General features: G+C 44.0%; 15 protein-coding genes. 8 read left to right on the top strand and 7 right to left on the bottom strand.

The window, feature by feature from the left end; translation table 11 throughout:
• Positions 1-135: 135 nt before the first annotated feature.
• The 3 genes from ppx to BK026_RS18485 form a co-directional block, all read right to left on the bottom strand.
• Positions 136-1,698, bottom strand: coding sequence for an exopolyphosphatase (gene ppx, locus BK026_RS18475; RefSeq protein ID WP_071817250.1), 1,563 nt, complete (start codon positions 1,696-1,698; stop codon positions 136-138).
• 16 nt (positions 1,699-1,714) lie between these two features.
• On the bottom strand, positions 1,715-3,787 hold the full coding sequence (gene ppk1 / locus BK026_RS18480; RefSeq protein WP_071817251.1) for a polyphosphate kinase 1: 2,073 nt from the start codon (positions 3,785-3,787) through the stop codon (positions 1,715-1,717).
• 139 nt (positions 3,788-3,926) lie between these two features.
• The gene (locus BK026_RS18485; RefSeq protein WP_071817773.1) at positions 3,927-4,436 is read right to left on the bottom strand and encodes a glycine cleavage system protein R; all 510 of its coding nucleotides are present in this window, start codon (positions 4,434-4,436) and stop codon (positions 3,927-3,929) included.
• Positions 4,437-4,633: 197 nt separating this feature from the next.
• Here BK026_RS18485 and BK026_RS18490 point away from each other — a divergent pair, with 197 nt between their 5' ends.
• The 5 genes from BK026_RS18490 (at position 4,634) to BK026_RS18510 (ending at position 11,600) form a co-directional block, all read left to right on the top strand.
• Complete coding sequence (locus BK026_RS18490; RefSeq protein WP_071817252.1) at positions 4,634-6,862, top strand: ABC transporter permease subunit; 2,229 nt, start codon at positions 4,634-4,636, stop codon at positions 6,860-6,862.
• Positions 6,855-8,411, top strand: coding sequence for a phosphate ABC transporter permease PstA (gene pstA, locus BK026_RS18495; RefSeq protein ID WP_071817253.1), 1,557 nt, complete (start codon positions 6,855-6,857; stop codon positions 8,409-8,411). Before BK026_RS18490 ends, pstA begins: the two co-directional genes overlap by 8 nt.
• 16 nt (positions 8,412-8,427) lie before the next feature.
• Positions 8,428-9,234 carry a phosphate ABC transporter ATP-binding protein PstB gene (pstB, locus tag BK026_RS18500; protein ID WP_071817254.1) on the top strand — a complete coding sequence of 269 codons (807 nt, stop codon included), beginning with the start codon at positions 8,428-8,430 and terminating at the stop codon, positions 9,232-9,234.
• A 37-nt stretch (positions 9,235-9,271) separates the two neighbouring features.
• Positions 9,272-9,988 (top strand): phosphate signaling complex protein PhoU, encoded by a 717-nt coding sequence (gene phoU, locus BK026_RS18505; protein WP_071817255.1) that lies wholly within the window; start codon positions 9,272-9,274, stop codon positions 9,986-9,988.
• Between the two features lie 340 nt (positions 9,989-10,328).
• Entirely contained in the window at positions 10,329-11,600 is a 1,272-nt protein-coding gene (locus tag BK026_RS18510; protein WP_071817256.1) for an inorganic phosphate transporter, read from the top strand.
• A gap of 64 nt (positions 11,601-11,664) precedes the next feature.
• Here BK026_RS18510 and BK026_RS18515 read toward each other — a convergent pair whose 3' ends face one another.
• Entirely contained in the window at positions 11,665-12,645 is a 981-nt protein-coding gene (locus BK026_RS18515) for a universal stress protein (RefSeq protein WP_071817257.1), read from the bottom strand.
• A 229-nt stretch (positions 12,646-12,874) separates the two neighbouring features.
• Between BK026_RS18515 and BK026_RS18520 the strand changes: the two genes are divergently transcribed.
• Entirely contained in the window at positions 12,875-13,783 is a 909-nt protein-coding gene (locus BK026_RS18520; protein WP_071817258.1) for a hydrogen peroxide-inducible genes activator, read from the top strand.
• A gap of 15 nt (positions 13,784-13,798) precedes the next feature.
• Here the strand turns inward: BK026_RS18520 and BK026_RS18525 are convergent, their stop codons facing one another.
• The 3 genes from BK026_RS18525 to BK026_RS18535 all read right to left on the bottom strand — a co-directional run bounded on the left by BK026_RS18525 (position 13,799) and on the right by BK026_RS18535 (position 15,598).
• Positions 13,799-14,314 (bottom strand): hypothetical protein, encoded by a 516-nt coding sequence (locus BK026_RS18525; protein WP_071817259.1) that lies wholly within the window; start codon positions 14,312-14,314, stop codon positions 13,799-13,801.
• A 22-nt stretch (positions 14,315-14,336) separates the two neighbouring features.
• Positions 14,337-14,993 carry a hemolysin III family protein gene (locus BK026_RS18530; protein WP_071817260.1) on the bottom strand — a complete coding sequence of 219 codons (657 nt, stop codon included), beginning with the start codon at positions 14,991-14,993 and terminating at the stop codon, positions 14,337-14,339.
• A 164-nt stretch (positions 14,994-15,157) separates the two neighbouring features.
• Complete coding sequence (locus BK026_RS18535) at positions 15,158-15,598, bottom strand: MarR family winged helix-turn-helix transcriptional regulator (protein WP_071817261.1); 441 nt, start codon at positions 15,596-15,598, stop codon at positions 15,158-15,160.
• A gap of 137 nt (positions 15,599-15,735) precedes the next feature.
• Between BK026_RS18535 and BK026_RS18540 the strand changes: the two genes are divergently transcribed.
• Positions 15,736-16,164, top strand: a complete 429-nt coding sequence (locus BK026_RS18540; RefSeq protein WP_071817262.1) for an organic hydroperoxide resistance protein — start codon at positions 15,736-15,738, stop codon at positions 16,162-16,164.
• 218 nt (positions 16,165-16,382) lie between these two features.
• Positions 16,383-18,323, top strand: coding sequence for a M1 family metallopeptidase (locus BK026_RS18545; protein ID WP_071817263.1), 1,941 nt, complete (start codon positions 16,383-16,385; stop codon positions 18,321-18,323).
• Positions 18,324-18,450 lie beyond the last annotated feature (127 nt).

An 18,450-nucleotide genomic window follows, 5' to 3' on the forward strand; every position in this document is an offset into this window, starting at 1 on the left:
TTTTAAACGCGCCCTTTGAGTAAGCATTTCTGACACGGTCTTATATTAGGAATAATGTCGTGGCCAAAAGAGCAAGTTTTTTCATACTTGCTCTTTTGGTTTCTACAAACAGTGCCGTCGCGAGCGGTGAGCAGTTTAACTTTCGATTTGATGCAGCTGTGTGATGTCTGGGAATATAGTCAGTTTCAGTGCTAAGGCTTTCCAATACTGACTTTCTCTAAGTAGATCTGCAGAAATAATTGGTTTTTCGTCTAGCCACCCGTCAGGGAACGTAATCCGCAACTCATTTTGCTCCACCTCAATAATAAGGTCAGGAACAAACCCTTCTTGACGCTTGATATTAAGCAATACGCCCAACCGCAATAATGCGATGAGACGTTTTATAGCTTGCTCATCAAACAGGTTAAAACCTGGTAATTCACTTGTGCGGATTTTTTTGCGATGAAAACGCACTAAGGTCGCCAACAATAGCTGCTGCTCTTGGGTAAAACCAGGCATGTCAACATTGGCTAGTATGTAAGCACTGTGTTTTTGAATACCACGAGAGTTAATTTGCATACCTACTTCGTGCAGCAAAGCCGCCCAGCCAAGCATACTTTTAAAGTCCTTTCCGCGAAGCTTCCAGGCGCTTTCAGCCTCACTGTAAAGTGTTAGCGTTGTATTTAATACCATCGTCGCTTGTGAGGTATCAACGTCGTAGCGTGTTGCTAAGCTGCTTGCCGTTCTTCCGCGAATATCTGCGTGGTGCAACTCATCTTCCATTTGATACAGTACGCCCTCGCGCAACGCGGCTGGGGAGTAGACTAATCCTTCGATTTCTAGGGCTTTAAATGCGGCAATCAAAATAGCAAGGCCGCCAGCAATAACAACTCTGCGGTCTTCACTAAGGTCTGGGTAGTCGAGTTTATCGATATGACCTGCATTCACGAACTGTTTCATCAAGTGTCGTAAACGCTTAAGTGTCACTGGGGTATCGTGACCATTTGAGCGGTCTTGCTGACATAGTGTAAACAGTGAGCGGATGGTACCCGACGTACCTATACACTGCACCCAGCCAAGACGGCGATATTTATTGTCAATCAGTTCGAGCTCTTGTGCCGCTGCAGTGATTGCTCGCTGAAAGGCTTTCGATTTCAACTCTCCATCGGGGAAAAAACGCTTGGTGTAGCTGACGCATCCCATCTGTAAGCTACGGCATAATAGCGGCGTAAATCCTTCTCCAATAACAAATTCGGTGGATCCTCCGCCGATGTCAATGACCAACTGTTGGCCGTCGGCATGATTGGTATGTGCTACACCGGAATAAATGAGTCGCGCTTCTTCTACGCCCGATATGACCTCGATAGGGTAGGGAAGAATGTGCTTGGCTGCGTTAATGAAGTCTCTAGCATTTCGCGCTTTTCGCAGTGTATGGGTAGCAACAATGCGAACAGAATCTGGTTCGAAACCTTTAAGGCTTTCTGCTACTACCTTAAGCATAGCAAGCCCGCGCTCCATTGCCTCATCTGATAAGATATCGTCGTCGCTGAGCCCCTCAGCCAAGCGCACTTTTTGCTTTACCCTATGCAGAATTTGCACAGACCCGGCCACAATGCGGGCAACAACTAGGTGAAAACTATTTGAGCCAATGTCGAGTGCTGCAACTTTGTTGACTTCGCGGGTTTCCACGTCATTAAAAACTGATTCGTGTTGGGTCATGTACTAATTTTTTATCCTACAATGTGTCTTCTAACTTCTTTAAATAGCCATAAATTTCTATTTGAGAACGAAGCTTTTTACGATTTCCCCTTTGAACGTACTTGTTGCTCTGATCCTTGTCAATGACTCGCGCTTTCAGGGTATCTTTAAACTGCAGTTCCATGATATCAACAATGCGTTGTTGAAGCCCTTTGTCATAAACCGGGCAGCCAACTTCAATGCGGTTATCCATATTTCGAGTCATCCAGTCTGCAGATGAAATATAAACTTTTCTCTCGCCGCCACCTTCAAAAATCATCACCCTTGGATGCTCTAGAAACCTGTCAACAATTGAGATTATCTCTATGTTCTCACTGATGCCTTTCAACCCAGGGTTCAGTGAACACATACCGCGCACTATCCCGCGAATTTTCACTCCCGCTTGACTTGCACGATACAAATCATCAATTAATTCCTTATCAACAAGGTTATTAATTTTGAACGTGATTTGAGCCTTTTGACCTTGATTCAGATGTTGAATCTCTTGTCTAATGAGCGACTGAATTTTGGTTCTGGCGTTTAATGGCGATATTTGCAAATGCTGGAACTTGTAGCGGCGGTACGGGTATTGGATAAGATCAAATACCGCTACACCTTCATCGGCCAGTTCTTGATTGCGGGTGAATAAGCTGTAGTCGGTATAAATTTTCGCTGTTTTCTCGTTAAAGTTACCTGTACCGAAATGCGCGTAATTAATTAAACTTCCTCGCTCTTCACGCGTAACAATACACAGCTTAGAGTGAATTTTAAGGGTAGGCACACCTAGCACTACACGTATACCTGCATCGGTCATACGTTTCGACCATTCTATGTTGGCTTCTTCGTCAAAACGTGCGCGAAGCTCCACAACAACGGTTACTTTCTTTCCATTGTCGACTGCATCTATCAGTGAATTAACGATCCTGGAATTGCTCGCAACGCGATAAATATTAATGCGGATCGCTTTTACGTTAGGATCAAATGCCGCTTGTCTTACAAATTCAGTAAAATGCAAGAAGCGGTGATAAGGGTAGTACAATAAGATATCACCAGCGGTTATGGCATCGAAAACAGTGTTATGTTTAGAAAAAGCATTACTGTCAATGGCTGGAAGCGGGGCGTGCTCGAGATACTCGCGCCCTACGTTAGGAAAGCCTATGAAATCTTTAAAATTGCGGTAATGTCCTGCGGCATGCATGGTATCGAGTTTAGTGATTTTTAAACGCTTGCGTAGGTCTTGCTGCATATCTTGCGGCATATCATTATCATAAATGACCCGAACAGGCTCTGCTATCAAACGCTGCTTCATACTTTCAGACATCTTTTCTACAAAACTTTCATCAATTTCTTCATTGATTGAATATTCTGCATCTCGGGTCATTTTAAATGAGAAAGCTTCAATTTCATCAAACTTTACAAAACCGCGAAAAATATCTTCTATACACAGTTGAATCATGTCATCTAGCATAATGATATTTTTCTTTTTACGGCTTTTCTGAGGCGGAATAAGCATGAACCGTGACATTTCAGATGTGGGCACCTGAATGACCGCAAATTTGGGGTTACGCTCAGTGCGTCGCAGTGCCACATAAAGATAGACTGAATTGCCGTTTAATCGGCTAAGCAAGTCTGTCTTTTTGTCTATCAGAATAGGCGCAATATGTCGAAGGGCTTTATTTATGAAGTAGTTTCTAACCCACTGCTTTTGATAGTCATCTAAATCGTCTTTTCGCAAAATATGTATGTTATAGCGGGCGAGTGCCTTAACCACGTCTTTGTGAATTTGATCAAATTTTTCAGAGAGTTGAACCACTTTCTTCTGGATTTGTGCCATAAGCACGGTTTGTCGTTCAGCTTCTTCTTCATTACCGTCATTTTGGGCAATGGTAATCTGACGCTTTACGTCTGCGGCGCGAACGCGATAGAACTCATCAAGGTTGTTGGAGTAAATACCAAGAAAGCGAATTCGCTCTACAGCGGGGTTATTCTTGTCAGCGGCCTCTTGCAGTACGCGTTCGTTAAATGCAAGCCAGCTAAGCTCTTTGGGATAATATAAAACGTCGTTATCCATAATGTCTCAATTTACGTTTATAAAATGGCTCAAAGAGTGCCACTAGTCAGTGACACTTCTGTGACAAGCCGCTAAAACTCAAGTGTCAGGACAAGGTGAACACAAGGTAAACCCACCCTTTCAATTCGGCAAACGCGGGTTAATCGCGATTAGCAGAGATATCCACGACAAGGTCGTTGGCAAGGGACTCTAATGCTCTTTGCAGGGCATCGTCGTCAAAATCCTCAGAAACCGCTATTTCTGCTTTTGCCTTGAAGATCAAACTTCCCCAGTTTGGCGCGCTTTCACAGTGAGATGAAAAAGTGAGAATATTTAGGTTAAATTGGTTTAAAACCGAAGTAAGTTCCTGAACGATACCGGTTTTGTCATTACCCATAACATCAACTGTTAATTTTGTCGTATTCGTTGTTATGTCTTTAGTGGCACTCACTGATTGTACAGACAAGTCCTTCAAAGCATCCAGCGCATTGATGAGGTGTTGTTGATGTTCTTCAGACACGTGAACCTCAACGAAGCCGGTAAACATGCCTGCCATGTGTGCGAAGCTCGAGCCCTGCCAGCTTCCTTGATGCTTGTATATGCACTTAGCAAGCGTGTCTACCAAACCCGGCTTATCTTTACCCATAATACTTATAACCAATGACTGCATGTGTAGCTCCTTTGTGGGCGACGAGAGAAATGCTTTGATCGTCTTTCTTTTGGGTAATACCATAGACGAAAAGTTCGTGGTGCTTGAGTAAAAACTTTCACTTGCTATTAGCATAACAAAACTTACACTGCTCACCAGTGCAATTTTGATCTTAATCTCATAAAAAACAAGCAATTCAGTAGATAAGAATTATAAGCATGAGTTTCATAAGCAACAGCATCACTAAAAAGCGTTTGCGTACAGATAAATGGGCACGGTTAGTGATAGCTGGCTTTGGCGGTTTGGTGCTTTTGACTCTCGTTATTTTAATAACGCACCTTATAAGTCAGGCACTCCCCCTAGCGTATATCCCTTCTTTAAAACATCTCACTACGCTATCTGCGCCTCGCGGCGAGCCAATAATTAGTGCCGGGGATGTTATTAACGGACAGCCATTGCTGGTTAAAGCAGAAAATTGCCGCATTTCGCTTCAATTACTACAAAACGACAATAACAAGGGAAGCGCGCTGCAAAGCCACCATGAGTACATTCGTCCGTGCGAACATGAGTTAATAAGCCACAGCGTTATGGGCGAAAATTATATTGTAGATGTATCGCCAAAAGGTCAGGTGCGCGTTCTGCCGGTAAGAACAGTGCCATTAAGTGGTATCAATAAGCCAATGGGCGATGGCGCTGAACTGAACGATACATTGGGTAATGGCGCGTCAAGTTTCAGTTTGCCCACAGACCAATGGGCCAAAAGGGAAAAATGGAGTTTTGCCTTGTCGACGCAGTGGGTTGTAGTTGCCATAGAGCGTAACGAGCACGTTTTTGTACGGTGGGTAAATCGCGAGCGCCCCACGCAAGTTATCGATAAAGTTCTACATAATGTTGATAGATTAACTTTGCTGCCTGGAAGTGAAAATATGCTTTTCCAGCGCGGCAACGCACTTTTTCTTAAAAGGCTTCGCGATACTGGGGAGACGATCACGCCCATAGTGGGTAATGTTTCGCAAGAGCCCGGCGCAATCGCTATTTTTCCATTGGAAAAGCATCGTGCGTTTTTTCTCTTTAATCAATCGGATGGACTGTTAACTCGCTGGGTATTAAGCAGAGGGACAAAGGGGCTCACTTTTGAGCAAACTTATCAGGTTGCGTTAGCAAAAAATGAACATGTGGTTGATGTTGCTGAACATGCCAGTATGAATGTATTAGCAATTTTGGTTGGCAAGCACGTAGCAGGGCCTGAGCAAAGTCAAATGCAAAAAATGCTATTGGTCAATCGTGTATCAGGTGATGTGGTTAAAACAGAATCACTAAAAAACTCTGCAACAGAGCTTACGTGGTTCGGAGATAAGCTTTACGGTACAAGTCGCGACACCTTAAGCATCTGGCAAGGAGAGCACCTTAGCGGTATTACAACCTGGTCATCACTGTTTGAACCTCAGCATTACGAAGGTTATGAAACAAGAGAAACCGTATGGCAAACCACCAGTGCTTCTGATTATCAAGAAGCAAAGTTTAGCTTAACGCCCTTAATAATAGGCAGTGTAAAAGCCTCATTATTAGCGCTATTAATTGCAATCCCGGTAGCCATTGGTGCTGCGGTATATACGGCTTATTTTGCCAAAAATAAACTTCGTAACGTGATAAAACCCGCTATCGAACTACTTGAAGCTATTCCTAGCGTACTTATAGGGTTTATTGCGGCGATATGGTTATCGCCAAAAGCTGAGCAGTTTTTGTTTTCTTTTGCATTTTTTCTTATCGTTATTCCCTTCATACTAATTGCCGTTTCTGTAGTGCAACGTCCCATTGCCGAAAAACTGCCAAAGCGCTTTCGACACGGGGCTGAACTCTTATTTGCAATAGGCGGCGCGTTCATTCTTGGGTATGTAAGTGTGGTGTTTGCTCCGTCTATTGTATTTTCCATTTTAGGGGTCGACGGTTTTACTTTGCTGGCATCGGAGTCAAATAGCCCAATTGGCAAAACCACGATCGTTGTGGCACTTGCTTTGGGGGTTGCTATTTCACCAAGTATCTATTCATTAGCAGAAGACGCCATTAACGGTGTGCCCAATGATTTAAAGCATGCCTCTTTTGCGTTGGGCGCTACGCGACTTCAAACGCTAATGCATGTAGTGCTTCACGTTGCTCTTCCTGGCATAGTTGCAGCCATCATGCTCGGGTTTGGTCGGGCTTTTGGTGAGACAATGATTGTTTTAATGGTGACAGGGAATACACCGATATCAAGTTGGGGGCTTATAGAGGGCTTGCGAGCGTTGACAGCTAACTTGGCTATCGAACTTCCCGAAGCTGATGCGTCCTCGGCTCATTATCAAATTCTGTTTTTTACCGCCTGTATTCTGTTTTTATTTACCTTTTTAGTGAATACCGTTGCTGAGCTTGTTAGACAAAAAATAAGGAGCAAAACCTTCAATGGGTAATCGTTCTTTTGTTGGTCTGAATACCGTTCAGCGGCAGTCTTTGATAATCAGTCTAACCGCGTTTTTTACAAGCCTTTTGTTGATTGCGCTAGTGAGCGTGTTGTTGCTTATAGGATTTAGAGGAACATCGTACTTCTGGCCAGAACGCATTTACAACGTTGAGTTTAAAAGCGGTGACGGTGCTGTCGAGACAGTGCTAGCGAACTATTTTGATAATGCTGAAGACGAGATAATTTTAAAATACGCAGATAGCCAACATCCCTATGGGTCGCAGTTGCTCTTGTCTAAAGCGCATATTGTATCAAAGCAGTTAGCCATAGATAGCGCAGAAATTAAGCTTAATGATGGCCGGCGTATTCTTGCGGTTCCGCAGCACATCGTTTTACCTGATGAGAAGTTTCACGATCTGTCAGAACTTGCGGATGTTATGAGTGAAGTAACATCAATTACTGCGCAAATCGAAGCATTAAACGAGGCACAACTAGCGCCTATTCATGAAGCGCTTTCTCAATTTGATAAACGCAACGTAGCGGTTGATGCGCCAGCACGAGAAAAACTTGTTACATCGTTCAAACGCTATCAGCAGGAAGTGTTGGCACTAGAAAACAGAAGAGCAGAATACCAGCTCCAAGTGCGCTTTGCCGATGGCATATCTTTTTCTATCCCCATATCAAGCATTCAAGACCTCGACTTTGTTAGCCGGTTAACAACGTTTGAAAAGTGGCAGGTTGCTGTCAGCGGAATAGGGGTCTTTTTAAGCGATTCCCCTAAACAGGCCAATACATCAGGCGGTGTTTTTCCTGCACTCTTTGGAACCGTTTTGATGGTATTTTTGATGACAATAATTGTGACGCCTTTTGGTGTGCTTGCTGCAATATACCTGAGTGAATATGCCCCTAATACAGCGTTAACAACAGTTATTCGAGTTAGCGTTAGCAACATGGCAGGCGTGCCTTCAATTGTTTATGGAGTCTTTGGGTTAGGCTTTTTTGTTTATACCCTAGGTGGCAACTTAGATGAATTGTTCTTCAGCGATACGCTTCCTGCCCCTACTATGGGAAGCCCTGGCGTGTTTTGGGCAGCGCTAACAATGGCAATTTTAACGTTACCCATTGTTATTGTAGCGACCGAGGAGGGCTTGAGACGCGTTCCAGAGGGGTTAAAAGCAGGAAGTTACGCCTTAGGAGCAACTAAAATAGAAACGATTGTACGCACGGTAATTCCTATTGCTTCTCCCGGAATTATGACAGGGGTTATTTTAGCAATAGCGAGAGCGGCTGGCGAAGTCGCTCCGCTTATGTTGGTTGGTGCAGTAAAATTTGCGCCTGCCTTGCCTATAGATGGCGAGTTCCCGTTTCTGCATTTAGATCGGCAATTCATGCATTTAGGCGTTTTGATCTACGACGGCGCTTTCCATAGTCAAACGGATGCTAAGAGTGCAAGTATGATGTTTGCTGCGTGCTTGTTATTACTTGTCGTCGTTTTCGTACTCAATATTCTGGCTGTCTTGCTACGAACGCGTCTGCGCAAGCGCTACCTTAAAGGATAATAAAGGTGTCTTACCCATGTTGAAGTTGTTCGAGCACAACACGTTAAACGTCAATGATATAAGTGAAGAGCAAACTGCGGTGGACGTAAAGCAGTTGAATTTGTGGTTTGGCAACAAGCATGTGCTAAATGATATCAGCATGCGTATACCAAAAAATAAAATTACAGCACTCATCGGGCAAAGTGGGTGCGGTAAGTCGACGCTTATTAACTGCTTTAATCGACTTAATGACTTACATGACGGTTGTCGTTATACCGGTGAAATCGTTATTGATGGACGTGACATAAATAGTCGGAAAGTCAATGTTTCTAGACTGCGCACTAAGGTTGGGATGGTGTTTCAGCGACCTAACCCGTTTCCAATGAGCATTTATGAAAACGTATGCTACGGGTTAAAACTTCAGGGCGTTAAAGTGCGTCGTCATCTTGACGACGCCGTTGAAAGTGCACTTAAACAAGCAGCACTTTGGGATGAAGTGAAAGACAGACTATTTGAGTCTGCGCATGTGTTGTCTGGTGGACAACAGCAAAGACTTGTGATTGCAAGGGCGCTAGCCCTTAAGCCTGAAATATTACTCCTTGATGAGCCGACATCTGCGTTAGACCCGCTTACCACGTTGTTCATTGAAGAGCTTATGGACTCGTTAAAAAAACAATGCACTATTATTATCGTTACGCACAACATGCAGCAGGCGGCACGCGTTAGTGATTACACTGCTTTTTTTCATCAAGGTAAGCTGGTGGAATACGCCGATAGCGATACCTTGTTCACTATGCCTGATAAAAAACAGACAGAAGACTATATTACCGGGCGTTATGGATAAATTAACGAGCGCAGAAGAATAACCAGAGGACATTGCTATGCGTCAAGTTGCACTTAATACGCACATCTCGGGTACGTTTAATATCGAATTGGAGAATCTTAGAAATTCGGTGTTGACCATGGGAGGAGAAGTAGAGCAACAGTTAACGGATACACTCAAAGCGGTAAAGCATAATCATGCCGCGCTTGCCGAAAAGGTGGTGCTAAACGATCTCAAAATCAATTCAATGGAAGTGCAAATTGACGAAGAGTGTTTACGTATTATCGCTAAGCGTCATCCCACGGCGAGTGATTTGCGTTTGATCATGACCATCTCAAAAGCCATTACTGATATTGAGCGAATGGGGGACGAAATTGAACGTATTGCCAAGCTGGTGACAAGAAATAAGCTCCCTGCCTCAGACACAATAAGAAGTAGCATGTTGCTTATTGGAGAGCGCGTAGCGGCGATGATGCGCGGTACATTTGACGCGTTTGCTCGTCAAGATGAGACGGCAGCACTTGATGTTTATGACCAAGATAACCGAATAGACAGTGAATATAAGCGGTTGCTCTCGTATACCACATCAGAAATGGAGAAAAGCCCAGAAGGTATGCAAGACTGGCTTGATGTGCTCTGGGCATTACGTTCGCTAGAGAGAATTGGCGATAGATGTAAAAATGTTTGTGAGTATGTTGTTTATTTAACACGAGGCACTGATGTTCGTCATACCCCACTTGAAAATATTCAGCAGAAGCTTGAAGATTTGACGTGATCTTGTCCAGTTGGTCAGGGTAATTTTCTATAGTTGACGATTATAGTGAGTGTTTACGAAATTTATTTGTCATAAAAGTGCAATATTTGGTGGTTTTATCATCGCTTTCAAATAATTCCGCATACTTTTATCGTTTTTCGATGATTTTCTCTATGGCTTCGAAGACGATTACGTTATCATGCGCCGCAGCCAAGAACAGATCGTGCAAAATTTAATCGAACCTTATGATAAAACACAATTTGTCTTTAACTTTATTCTCTCACCACAGTGGTGAAGAGAGCGTGCTACAACGTCGTGTAGCATCCAGCCTAAATCGCGTTTAGCTCGGGAGCGATTATCCGTGGAATTTTTTGAAAGTTATGGCCTAATTCTTATTCTTCTTGCCGCTGGCGTAGGCTTCGTCATGGCATGGGGTATTGGAGCGAATGACGTTGCCAACGCAATGGGTACGTCTGTAGGTTCTAAAGCTTTAACTATAAAACAAGCGATTGTTATCGCAATGATATTCGAGTTTGCTGGCGCTTACCTTGCGGGTGGCGAAGTAACCTCAACTATTCGAAAAGGGATTATCGACTCATCATTCTTTGTAGACATACCAGAATACTTAGTACTTGGTATGATCTCGTCGTTACTTGCAGCCGGTATTTGGCTTGCTGTTGCGTCATGGCTTGGATGGCCTGTCTCTACAACTCACTCAATTATTGGTGCGATAATCGGCTTCACCGCAACAGGTGTAAGCATGGATGCCGTTGCGTGGGATAAAGTCGGCGGGATTGTTGGCAGTTGGGTAGTTACACCAGCGATATCGGGCATTATTGCATATTTCATCTTTATGAGTGCGCATAAGCTAATATTTCAAACCTCGTCTCCGTTTGAAAACGCCAAACGCTACGTGCCGTTTTACATGGCGCTTGCGGGCTTTGTAATGTCACTTGTGACCATCAAAAAAGGGCTGAAGCATGTTGGTCTTGAACTAAGCGCCACAAACGGCTATTTACTTGCTATCGCTATAGCTGTGCTGTTAGCGCTGTTGGGCAAATGGTTCATAGGGCGTATGAAATTTAGTGGCTCTGAAGACGCTGATCTTCAGGCTGCGAATGTTGAAAAGGTATTTGCATTGCTAATGGTGGTTACGGCATGCTGCATGGCGTTTGCCCATGGTTCGAACGACGTAGCGAATGCTATTGGACCGCTAGCAGCCGTTGTAAGTGTTGTCAGCAGCGGAGGCGCCATTAACTCCAGTACAACATTAGCACCGTGGATCCTTCCGCTCGGTGGCTTGGGTATTGTTGCTGGCCTAGCCTTGTTTGGACATCGAGTTATTAAAACAATTGGTCAAGGTATTACGCATTTAACGCCAAGCCGAGGTTTTGCAGCAGAACTCGCGGCGGCTTGCACCGTTGTTATTGCCTCAGGTACGGGCTTACCTATTTCAACAACGCAAACCCTAGTAGGGGCCGTGTTAGGTGTTGGATTAGCTCGTGGTGTGTCGGCACTAAATCTAGGTATTGTTAGAAATATCGTTGTATCTTGGATTGTTACACTGCCAGCAGGTGCAATTCTTTCGATTATTTTCTTCTATATATTGAAAGCGGCATTCGGTGTAGCGTAATTAATTTGTAAAAGAAAACCGCGTTTTGCGCCAGCAAAACGCGGTTTTTTACTTTGTACCGCAGTTATTTTTTTACCGATATAGGGGTTTCAAACCCTCTTGGCTTCACACCCACCACGGCGCACTGCAATTGGTGAATGGTTTCTTCTGCTGTTCCGCCCATTATAAAGCCTGGTACACCGAGTCTTGCCACAGTACCCATAACTACAATGTCAGTGTCTAGTGAAGTGGCTGTTGCCGCTATTTCCCTGCGCGGGTAGCCGTGAACAATATGCTGTTGTGGTTTAAGATAATCGATGACGTCTTCATCAAGTTCATTCGATAACTCACTAAGTAATCTGTCTAGTTCGGTTTCTCGCTCAGCGTGAATTTTTGCTAAATCTGTTTCCATTCTGTCATTGTCGACTGAGATAAAACCGTCTCTTGCTATATTTTCTGGAACCGCATCAAACACATGCACAATATGCAGTTGCGCAAACTCCAACAACGCTATTTGACTAGCGTGTCGTAGAATGTCTCTATTGAGATCTCTGCGCACAGACACTTCGTGCTGTGGATAGTGATAATTAAGGTCAAGTGCAGCAACTACGTTTTTATACTGACTGCGAGGCTTGTGATTAATCACCCATACAGGACAAGGACACTTTCTGAAAAGCCGCATATCTAAACTGCCAAACAGTTTATCAAGGAAGCTTTCCTCAGCACGCTTGATCACGAGGTCAATATTGTTCTCAAGCACGTAGCTCACAATATCAATAAGTGGTTGGCCTACCGTCACTTCTGTTGAAACTGAGTAAGATTGTCCCCAGCCTTGTGCTTGTTCTGCTAACCAATGTTTGGCTTGTGTTTCCATCGTTTGTTGAGAATCAACATACGAAAAAGATTCCATTACCATACTTGCATTAGGAGGCAGTGATTCTAGTGAAAGCATGATAGTAAGCGACGCCTGATGCGATTTAGCAATGTGCAATGCTTGAGCAACGGTGTCATCCTGTCGATGCGAATCACTCAAAACACACAATATATTTCTGTAGTGTCCTTTCATAGCGTTCTCTTAGGTAAAAATAATAGTCTACATAATGTAGTTTTCGCGCGCTGTTACTTCTTAAGCGTAATCGACCTTTAATTCGCTTTCCAGCGTTGCAGAGGTAAAAAAATCAAATCCAGCAGCCTTCATTTGAGTGTAATGGTGGGCGCGTCATAATCTTTATGATAGATTAAAGATAGCTATCTTAATCCATTTTTATTTTGATTAATTATTTTGTGAGAAGTCTATGAAGTGGCCAAACCTTAAGCATTTACATTACTTAGTTACGCTTCATCAAGAGCAGCATTTTCATCGTGCGGCTCAACGCTGCAATGTAAGTCAGTCAACTTTAAGTACGGCAATTCAAAATTTAGAAGAACACTTTGGAAGTCAGCTACTTGAGCGCGAACATAAAACTTTCGTTTTTACATCATTGGGTCTCGATATTGTTGAACGCAGTAAAGTGTTGCTCCAAGAAGCGGGTGAATTAGTTGAATATGCACAAAACGCTGGAAATTGGCAACGAGGAACGTTGAAACTTGGTGTTATCCCCACTATCGCGCCATTTCTCTTTGAAGGCATGATGGGAGCATTTTCAACATTTCTTCCCGAAATAAATTTAGAAATGCAGGAAGATACGACAGAAAAGCTTCTGCAGCAGTTAACGGATGGCAGACTCGATTTGCTTATTCTAGCGCTCCCTATGGAAACGCCTGGCTGCAAACAAATGGTGTTAGGACACGATCCCTTCCACTTGATAGCGCATAACGACATGGCGACACAGCTGCCAAACCCTGTTGATATATCAACATTACCTAAAAAAAGCATTTTTCTTTTGCAGCAAGAACATTGTATGACCGGTCATGCAGTAAGTGCATGTAACTTGCAGCACAGCGACCAGATAAGCAGTGTAGCGGCAAGCAGTTTGTACACGCTGGTTCAGCTTGCCAACAGCAAGCTTGGATACACTTTTTTACCGGAACTTGCGATAAACCAGTCAATATTAGCGCATACCGGGTTAAAAAGTTTTCCCGCAGAAGAGCAGGGATACCGTGAAATTGGATTAGTGTGGCGTGCAGGAACTACGCGCATGCAGCTTTTTCGTCGTATAGGAGAAATTATTTCGCCTTTGCTGCCTATCCCTACCTTAAAGTAGGCAATGTAACAAACTTTAAACCTTCGGGGCGGTATGACCAAGAGCTGCCGCCCATGCAAGCTCTCCTCTGACTAAACCGTTTGCGGCGTTTGCGCCAAAGCTATGAAGCGCGTTGTAGGCACTATTAGAGGGAATGCGACAATAATGGCATAGCGCGTAGAAAAGTAAGCTGCAGCGATGTTGAGACCCATCGCAATGCAAGTATATCTTTGCACCCTCAATCAGCATTTGCGAAAGCTCATGAAGGTATTGGTGAAGGTGGACATCTTCGGTAGGCGACGCTGATAAAGGGTGCGCAAACGGGACCCATAGCCATTCTAACCCTGCCGCTATTGAACGGTCGCGGATAACAGGCGCTTGCTCTTCACTGGTTTGTACTGTCGCGATATGCGTTACTCCCAGTGACCTGAGTCGGACAAAATCGTTTTCGACGGGCTTTTTACCTAAGCATATATGACCGGCGCCCAGAGAAAACCACGCGATACTAGGCGTTGCTAAGTTGCTACCTTTTTTATTCTCATCTTCTTGCATACAGCGTTATCAAGAGCCTTTTTTACACGACAAAATAATAAATAGAAAAGTAATGACAGCTACATCCGCCAATCACAAACAAGTGCCATATTGCATGAGTGTACTTTACCTTTTTTGCTACATAAAAGCACACGCCTACACTAAAACACAGCCCGCCCGCTACTAATAACCAAAGACCTGCACCGGGAAGGGCAACATAAAGAGGGTATATCAGACCCAGTGCAATCCAACCCATCAGCAAATAAGTCATTACGGATATTTTTGGGAAACGGTGCTGCGCGATAAGTTTAAATGCTACGCCTCCAATCGCTAAGCTCCAAATAATCGCTGTCATTGTAATACCCAACACGCCACCAATCGAAACCAGTAACAATGGTGTGTAAGTACCTGCTATCAATAAGTATATTGCGCTGTGGTCAAATAGCTTGAGCCACCCCTTCGCTTTTTGGTGGGAAATAGCGTGATAAAGGGTTGAACTTAAAAACACCAGAATAAGTGTCGAGCCATAAATAGCGGCAGTGGTTAGCGCGAGCGTATCTTCTGCTCGGAACAACATGAACACCAAACCTACAATAGCAGCAATAAAGCCAACGCCATGGCTGATACTGTTCAGCCACTCTTCCACTACGGAATAAGCTTTGGCAGAAATTGTTTTGGTGTGTTCTTTTACCTCTGTCATCCCTTCTCCTTATCTGGTATCGATAGCAAAACGTGGCTTCTTGTTGTCTACTCTTACCACTATGACAATTATAGCGAACAGTTGTTCGCTCAGTACCGAAATAATAGCAGAAAAAGCTGCCTGCGTGATGACATTGAGATTACAAAATGGGAGGGAGTTCTTAACTACACATCAGCATTTTCAAAACAGCTACCTAACTTGTCTAGAAGGGCTATTAGAGTGCGGCTTTCTTCGGCATTCATGCCATTAAGTTTACATAACATCTGAGCAGGCACTTCCTTTGCGATGGCTTTCTTTTTCTTGCCCGTTTCAGTGAGTTGAACACGTTTAACCCGTTTGTCAGCTTCATCTTTAGTGACAATTAAAAAGCCTTTGTCGTGTAATTTTTTAAGAATAAGCGACATAGCCCCACCGTCGATAGCGGTTTTCTCAAGAAGTTCAGCAATTGTAATGCCGTCATTTTCCCACAGCGCCATTAGGGTGACATATTGAGGATAGGTGATATCTAGCGCCTTAAGAAGGGGGCGATAAGCGCGCGTAAATGCATTCGACAGCGTGTAAAAACGATGGCAAAGCTGATTTTCTAACTTCAATAACTCAGACATTCATTTTAACCCTTATCGATACCACTTCTTCTTAATAGTAATATTTTGCATACAAAGCACTTGATCTGCAAGTTGGTTTGGTGATAATTTATTTTGCATGCAAAGTATGTTTTGACAAACCCACAAGGAGAACAATCATGCACAAGCTTCAACAGGTCGTTTATACTGGAAGCGCAACCGCAACGGGCGGTCGCGAAGGTACAGCAAAATCAAGCGACGGTAAGTTAGATCTTAAACTGTCGACACCCAAAGAGTTAGGTGGTGCAGGTGGAGACGGCACTAACCCTGAGCAAATGTTCGCAGCAGGCTATTCGGCGTGTTTTATTGGTGCACTTAAGCATGTGGCTGCATCGCAAAAAATTAAGCTTGCCGATGACATCAGTGTTACTGGCGACGTGGCAATTGGCCCTATTGAACAAGGCTTTGCTATTGCCGTTCAACTAACGGTTAATCTTGGCGATATGGATAAAGCACAAGCACAAAGCTTGGTGGATACAGCGCATCAGGTATGCCCATATTCAAACGCAACCCGCGGCAACATAGAAGTTAATATTAGTCTTGCCTAATTAGTTGGTGACGGGTAGTTAAATGAGTGCAGATAGCTACGTCCTCGTCAGGGGGAGGTGGTAGTCTGCACTTATGCACTTTGCCTGCGTTTATTCAGCTAACCGCGACGGCTTTTCGACAACCAGCGGCGTTTCAACGCACTTCTTCGAATTAGAGTCGCCAGTCATATAACAGATTGATACACTGCGTTGGTATCAATCATCCTTTAGGAAGTTATATGAAAAAATACGGATTACTGGCTACATTCGTATGCGCGCCCGTGTTATTCGCATGCAGCGAAAACAGCAGCGTAGACGCAGCCAAGACAGATAAAGATCAAACCGTAAGCGCTAGTTCAGAAACTGAAGCGCCAAAAACTGAAGTAGAAAATCGAGCCGATGCGGCGATTGCCTCTGGCGTAGATTATCACTCCTTCGCAAACCCAAACGAGATTCGGGTTACTCACTTAAGCCTAAATTTAACGGCAAACTTTGATACTAAGCAGCTTGTTGGCGATGTATTGCTTGATATAAAGCGAGAAAAGCCCGACAACAATACGCTAGTGTTAGATACGCGAGCATTAGATATTCAAAATGTTACCGTAGACGGAGAAAGTGTTCCTTATGAAATGGGAGAGACTGACCCTGATTTAGGTACACCGCTTTCCATTACGCTACCTAGCGCCGCAAACACAGTAACGGTTGCATATTCAACTTCACCTGAAGCGTCTGGTGTGCAATGGTTAACGCCAGCCCAAACTGCCGGTAAAAAGCACCCATTCCTATTTACCCAAGCGCAAGCGGTTCATGCCCGAAGCTTTATACCGCTTCAAGATTCACCGCAGGTGCGCGTAACCTATGACGCGACCATTAAAACACCTGAAGCCCTGCTAGCCGTGATGAGTGCGTCGAACGACCCTACCACTGCGCGCGACGGTGAATATAAGTTCACTATGCCACAGCCTATTCCTTCGTATCTTATTGCATTAGCGATAGGTGATTTGGAATTTAAAGCCATGGGTGAGCGTACTGGCGTGTATGCTGAGCCAGCGCTACTTGAAAGTGCCGCAAAAGAATTCGAAGATACCGAGGCAATGTTAGAGGTAACGGAAGAAACCTATGGGCCTTATCAGTGGGACCGCTACGATTTGCTAATTCTACCGCCGTCATTCCCGTTTGGTGGTATGGAAAACCCTCGATTGTCATTTATCACGCCAACGGTTATCGCGGGCGATAAAAGCTTGGTTTCGTTGATTGCCCATGAACTGGCGCACAGCTGGTCGGGTAACACAGTAACAAACGCTACATGGCGTGACCTGTGGTTAAACGAAGGTTTTACTACCTATTTAACTTACCGAATTATGGAAATGATCTACGGCCACGATCGTTTCAAAAAAGAAGCGGTTTTAGGTTATCAAGACCTAGAGAACGATGTGGCAGCCTTAGAAGAGAATGATGAGATCCTGGCTATTGACCTTCGTGGTCGCAATCCGGACGATGTTTTCTCAAATATTCCTTACGAAAAAGGCGCACTGTTCTTACGTGAAATTGAACAAAAGATTGGCCGAGAAAACTTTGATGCGTTCTTAATGCAGTACTTTAAAGACTTTGCTTTTAAGAGCATTACTACCGACACGTTTATTGCTTATTTAGATGATACCTTGTTAAAACAGTACCCGGATAAGCTAGACGCGGAGCGCATCCAAACGTGGATTTTTGAACCAGGCATTCCCGAGGGAGCGCCACAGCCAGAATCTGATGCGTTCACTAAAATCGATGACACACGAAGCGCGTGGCTTTCTGACGACGTGAAAGCGGCGGATATTGAAACCGCGCAGTGGACTGTACACGAGTGGTTATATTTTCTAAACAACATGCCTGAATCGCTAAGCAACGCACAGCTGGCTGAGCTGGATGCAGCATTTTCACTCACCTCGACTAAAAACAACGAAATTGCTCACAGCTGGTTGATGATTGCAGTAGAGAATAGCTATCAGCCTGCCTATGATCGTTTGTATAGCTACTTGGTGTCGATAGGGCGTAATAAGCTTGTTAAACCCCTTTATCGCGAGCTATCAAAAACACCAGAAGGTAAAGCTTTTGCAAAGCGCGCATTTGAAGAAGCGAAGCCGGGCTATCATCCACTAACGGTAAAAGCGAATGAAGGCTACGTGAAATAAGAAAGCCCATACGATCAGTTCGAATAAAAGCAGTGCGTCAGCGCTGCTTTTTTATTTCTACATCAAGTAAAAAGAATAAAAAATTTGAACGATTGTTCAAAGTGGCGATCTTAACGTTAAGATTTGC

The organism is Alteromonas sp. V450 (assembly GCF_001885075.1).
Taxonomy (GTDB): Bacteria; Pseudomonadota; Gammaproteobacteria; order Enterobacterales; family Alteromonadaceae; genus Alteromonas.

Coding starts and splice junctions, on each gene's coding strand:
- BK026_RS18525 (WP_071817259.1), bottom strand. CDS start 14,314: ATGCAAGAAGATGAGAATAAAAAAGGTAGCAACTTAGCAACGCCTAGT.
- BK026_RS18540 (WP_071817262.1), top strand. CDS start 15,736: ATGCACAAGCTTCAACAGGTCGTTTATACTGGAAGCGCAACCGCAACG.
- pstB (WP_071817254.1), top strand. CDS start 8,428: ATGTTGAAGTTGTTCGAGCACAACACGTTAAACGTCAATGATATAAGT.
- BK026_RS18490 (WP_071817252.1), top strand. CDS start 4,634: ATGAGTTTCATAAGCAACAGCATCACTAAAAAGCGTTTGCGTACAGAT.
- ppx (WP_071817250.1), bottom strand. CDS start 1,698: ATGACCCAACACGAATCAGTTTTTAATGACGTGGAAACCCGCGAAGTC.
- BK026_RS18520 (WP_071817258.1), top strand. CDS start 12,875: ATGAAGTGGCCAAACCTTAAGCATTTACATTACTTAGTTACGCTTCAT.
- BK026_RS18530 (WP_071817260.1), bottom strand. CDS start 14,993: ATGACAGAGGTAAAAGAACACACCAAAACAATTTCTGCCAAAGCTTAT.
- BK026_RS18545 (WP_071817263.1), top strand. CDS start 16,383: ATGAAAAAATACGGATTACTGGCTACATTCGTATGCGCGCCCGTGTTA.
- BK026_RS18515 (WP_071817257.1), bottom strand. CDS start 12,645: ATGAAAGGACACTACAGAAATATATTGTGTGTTTTGAGTGATTCGCAT.
- ppk1 (WP_071817251.1), bottom strand. CDS start 3,787: ATGGATAACGACGTTTTATATTATCCCAAAGAGCTTAGCTGGCTTGCA.
- pstA (WP_071817253.1), top strand. CDS start 6,855: ATGGGTAATCGTTCTTTTGTTGGTCTGAATACCGTTCAGCGGCAGTCT.
- phoU (WP_071817255.1), top strand. CDS start 9,272: ATGCGTCAAGTTGCACTTAATACGCACATCTCGGGTACGTTTAATATC.
- BK026_RS18485 (WP_071817773.1), bottom strand. CDS start 4,436: ATGCAGTCATTGGTTATAAGTATTATGGGTAAAGATAAGCCGGGTTTG.
- BK026_RS18535 (WP_071817261.1), bottom strand. CDS start 15,598: ATGTCTGAGTTATTGAAGTTAGAAAATCAGCTTTGCCATCGTTTTTAC.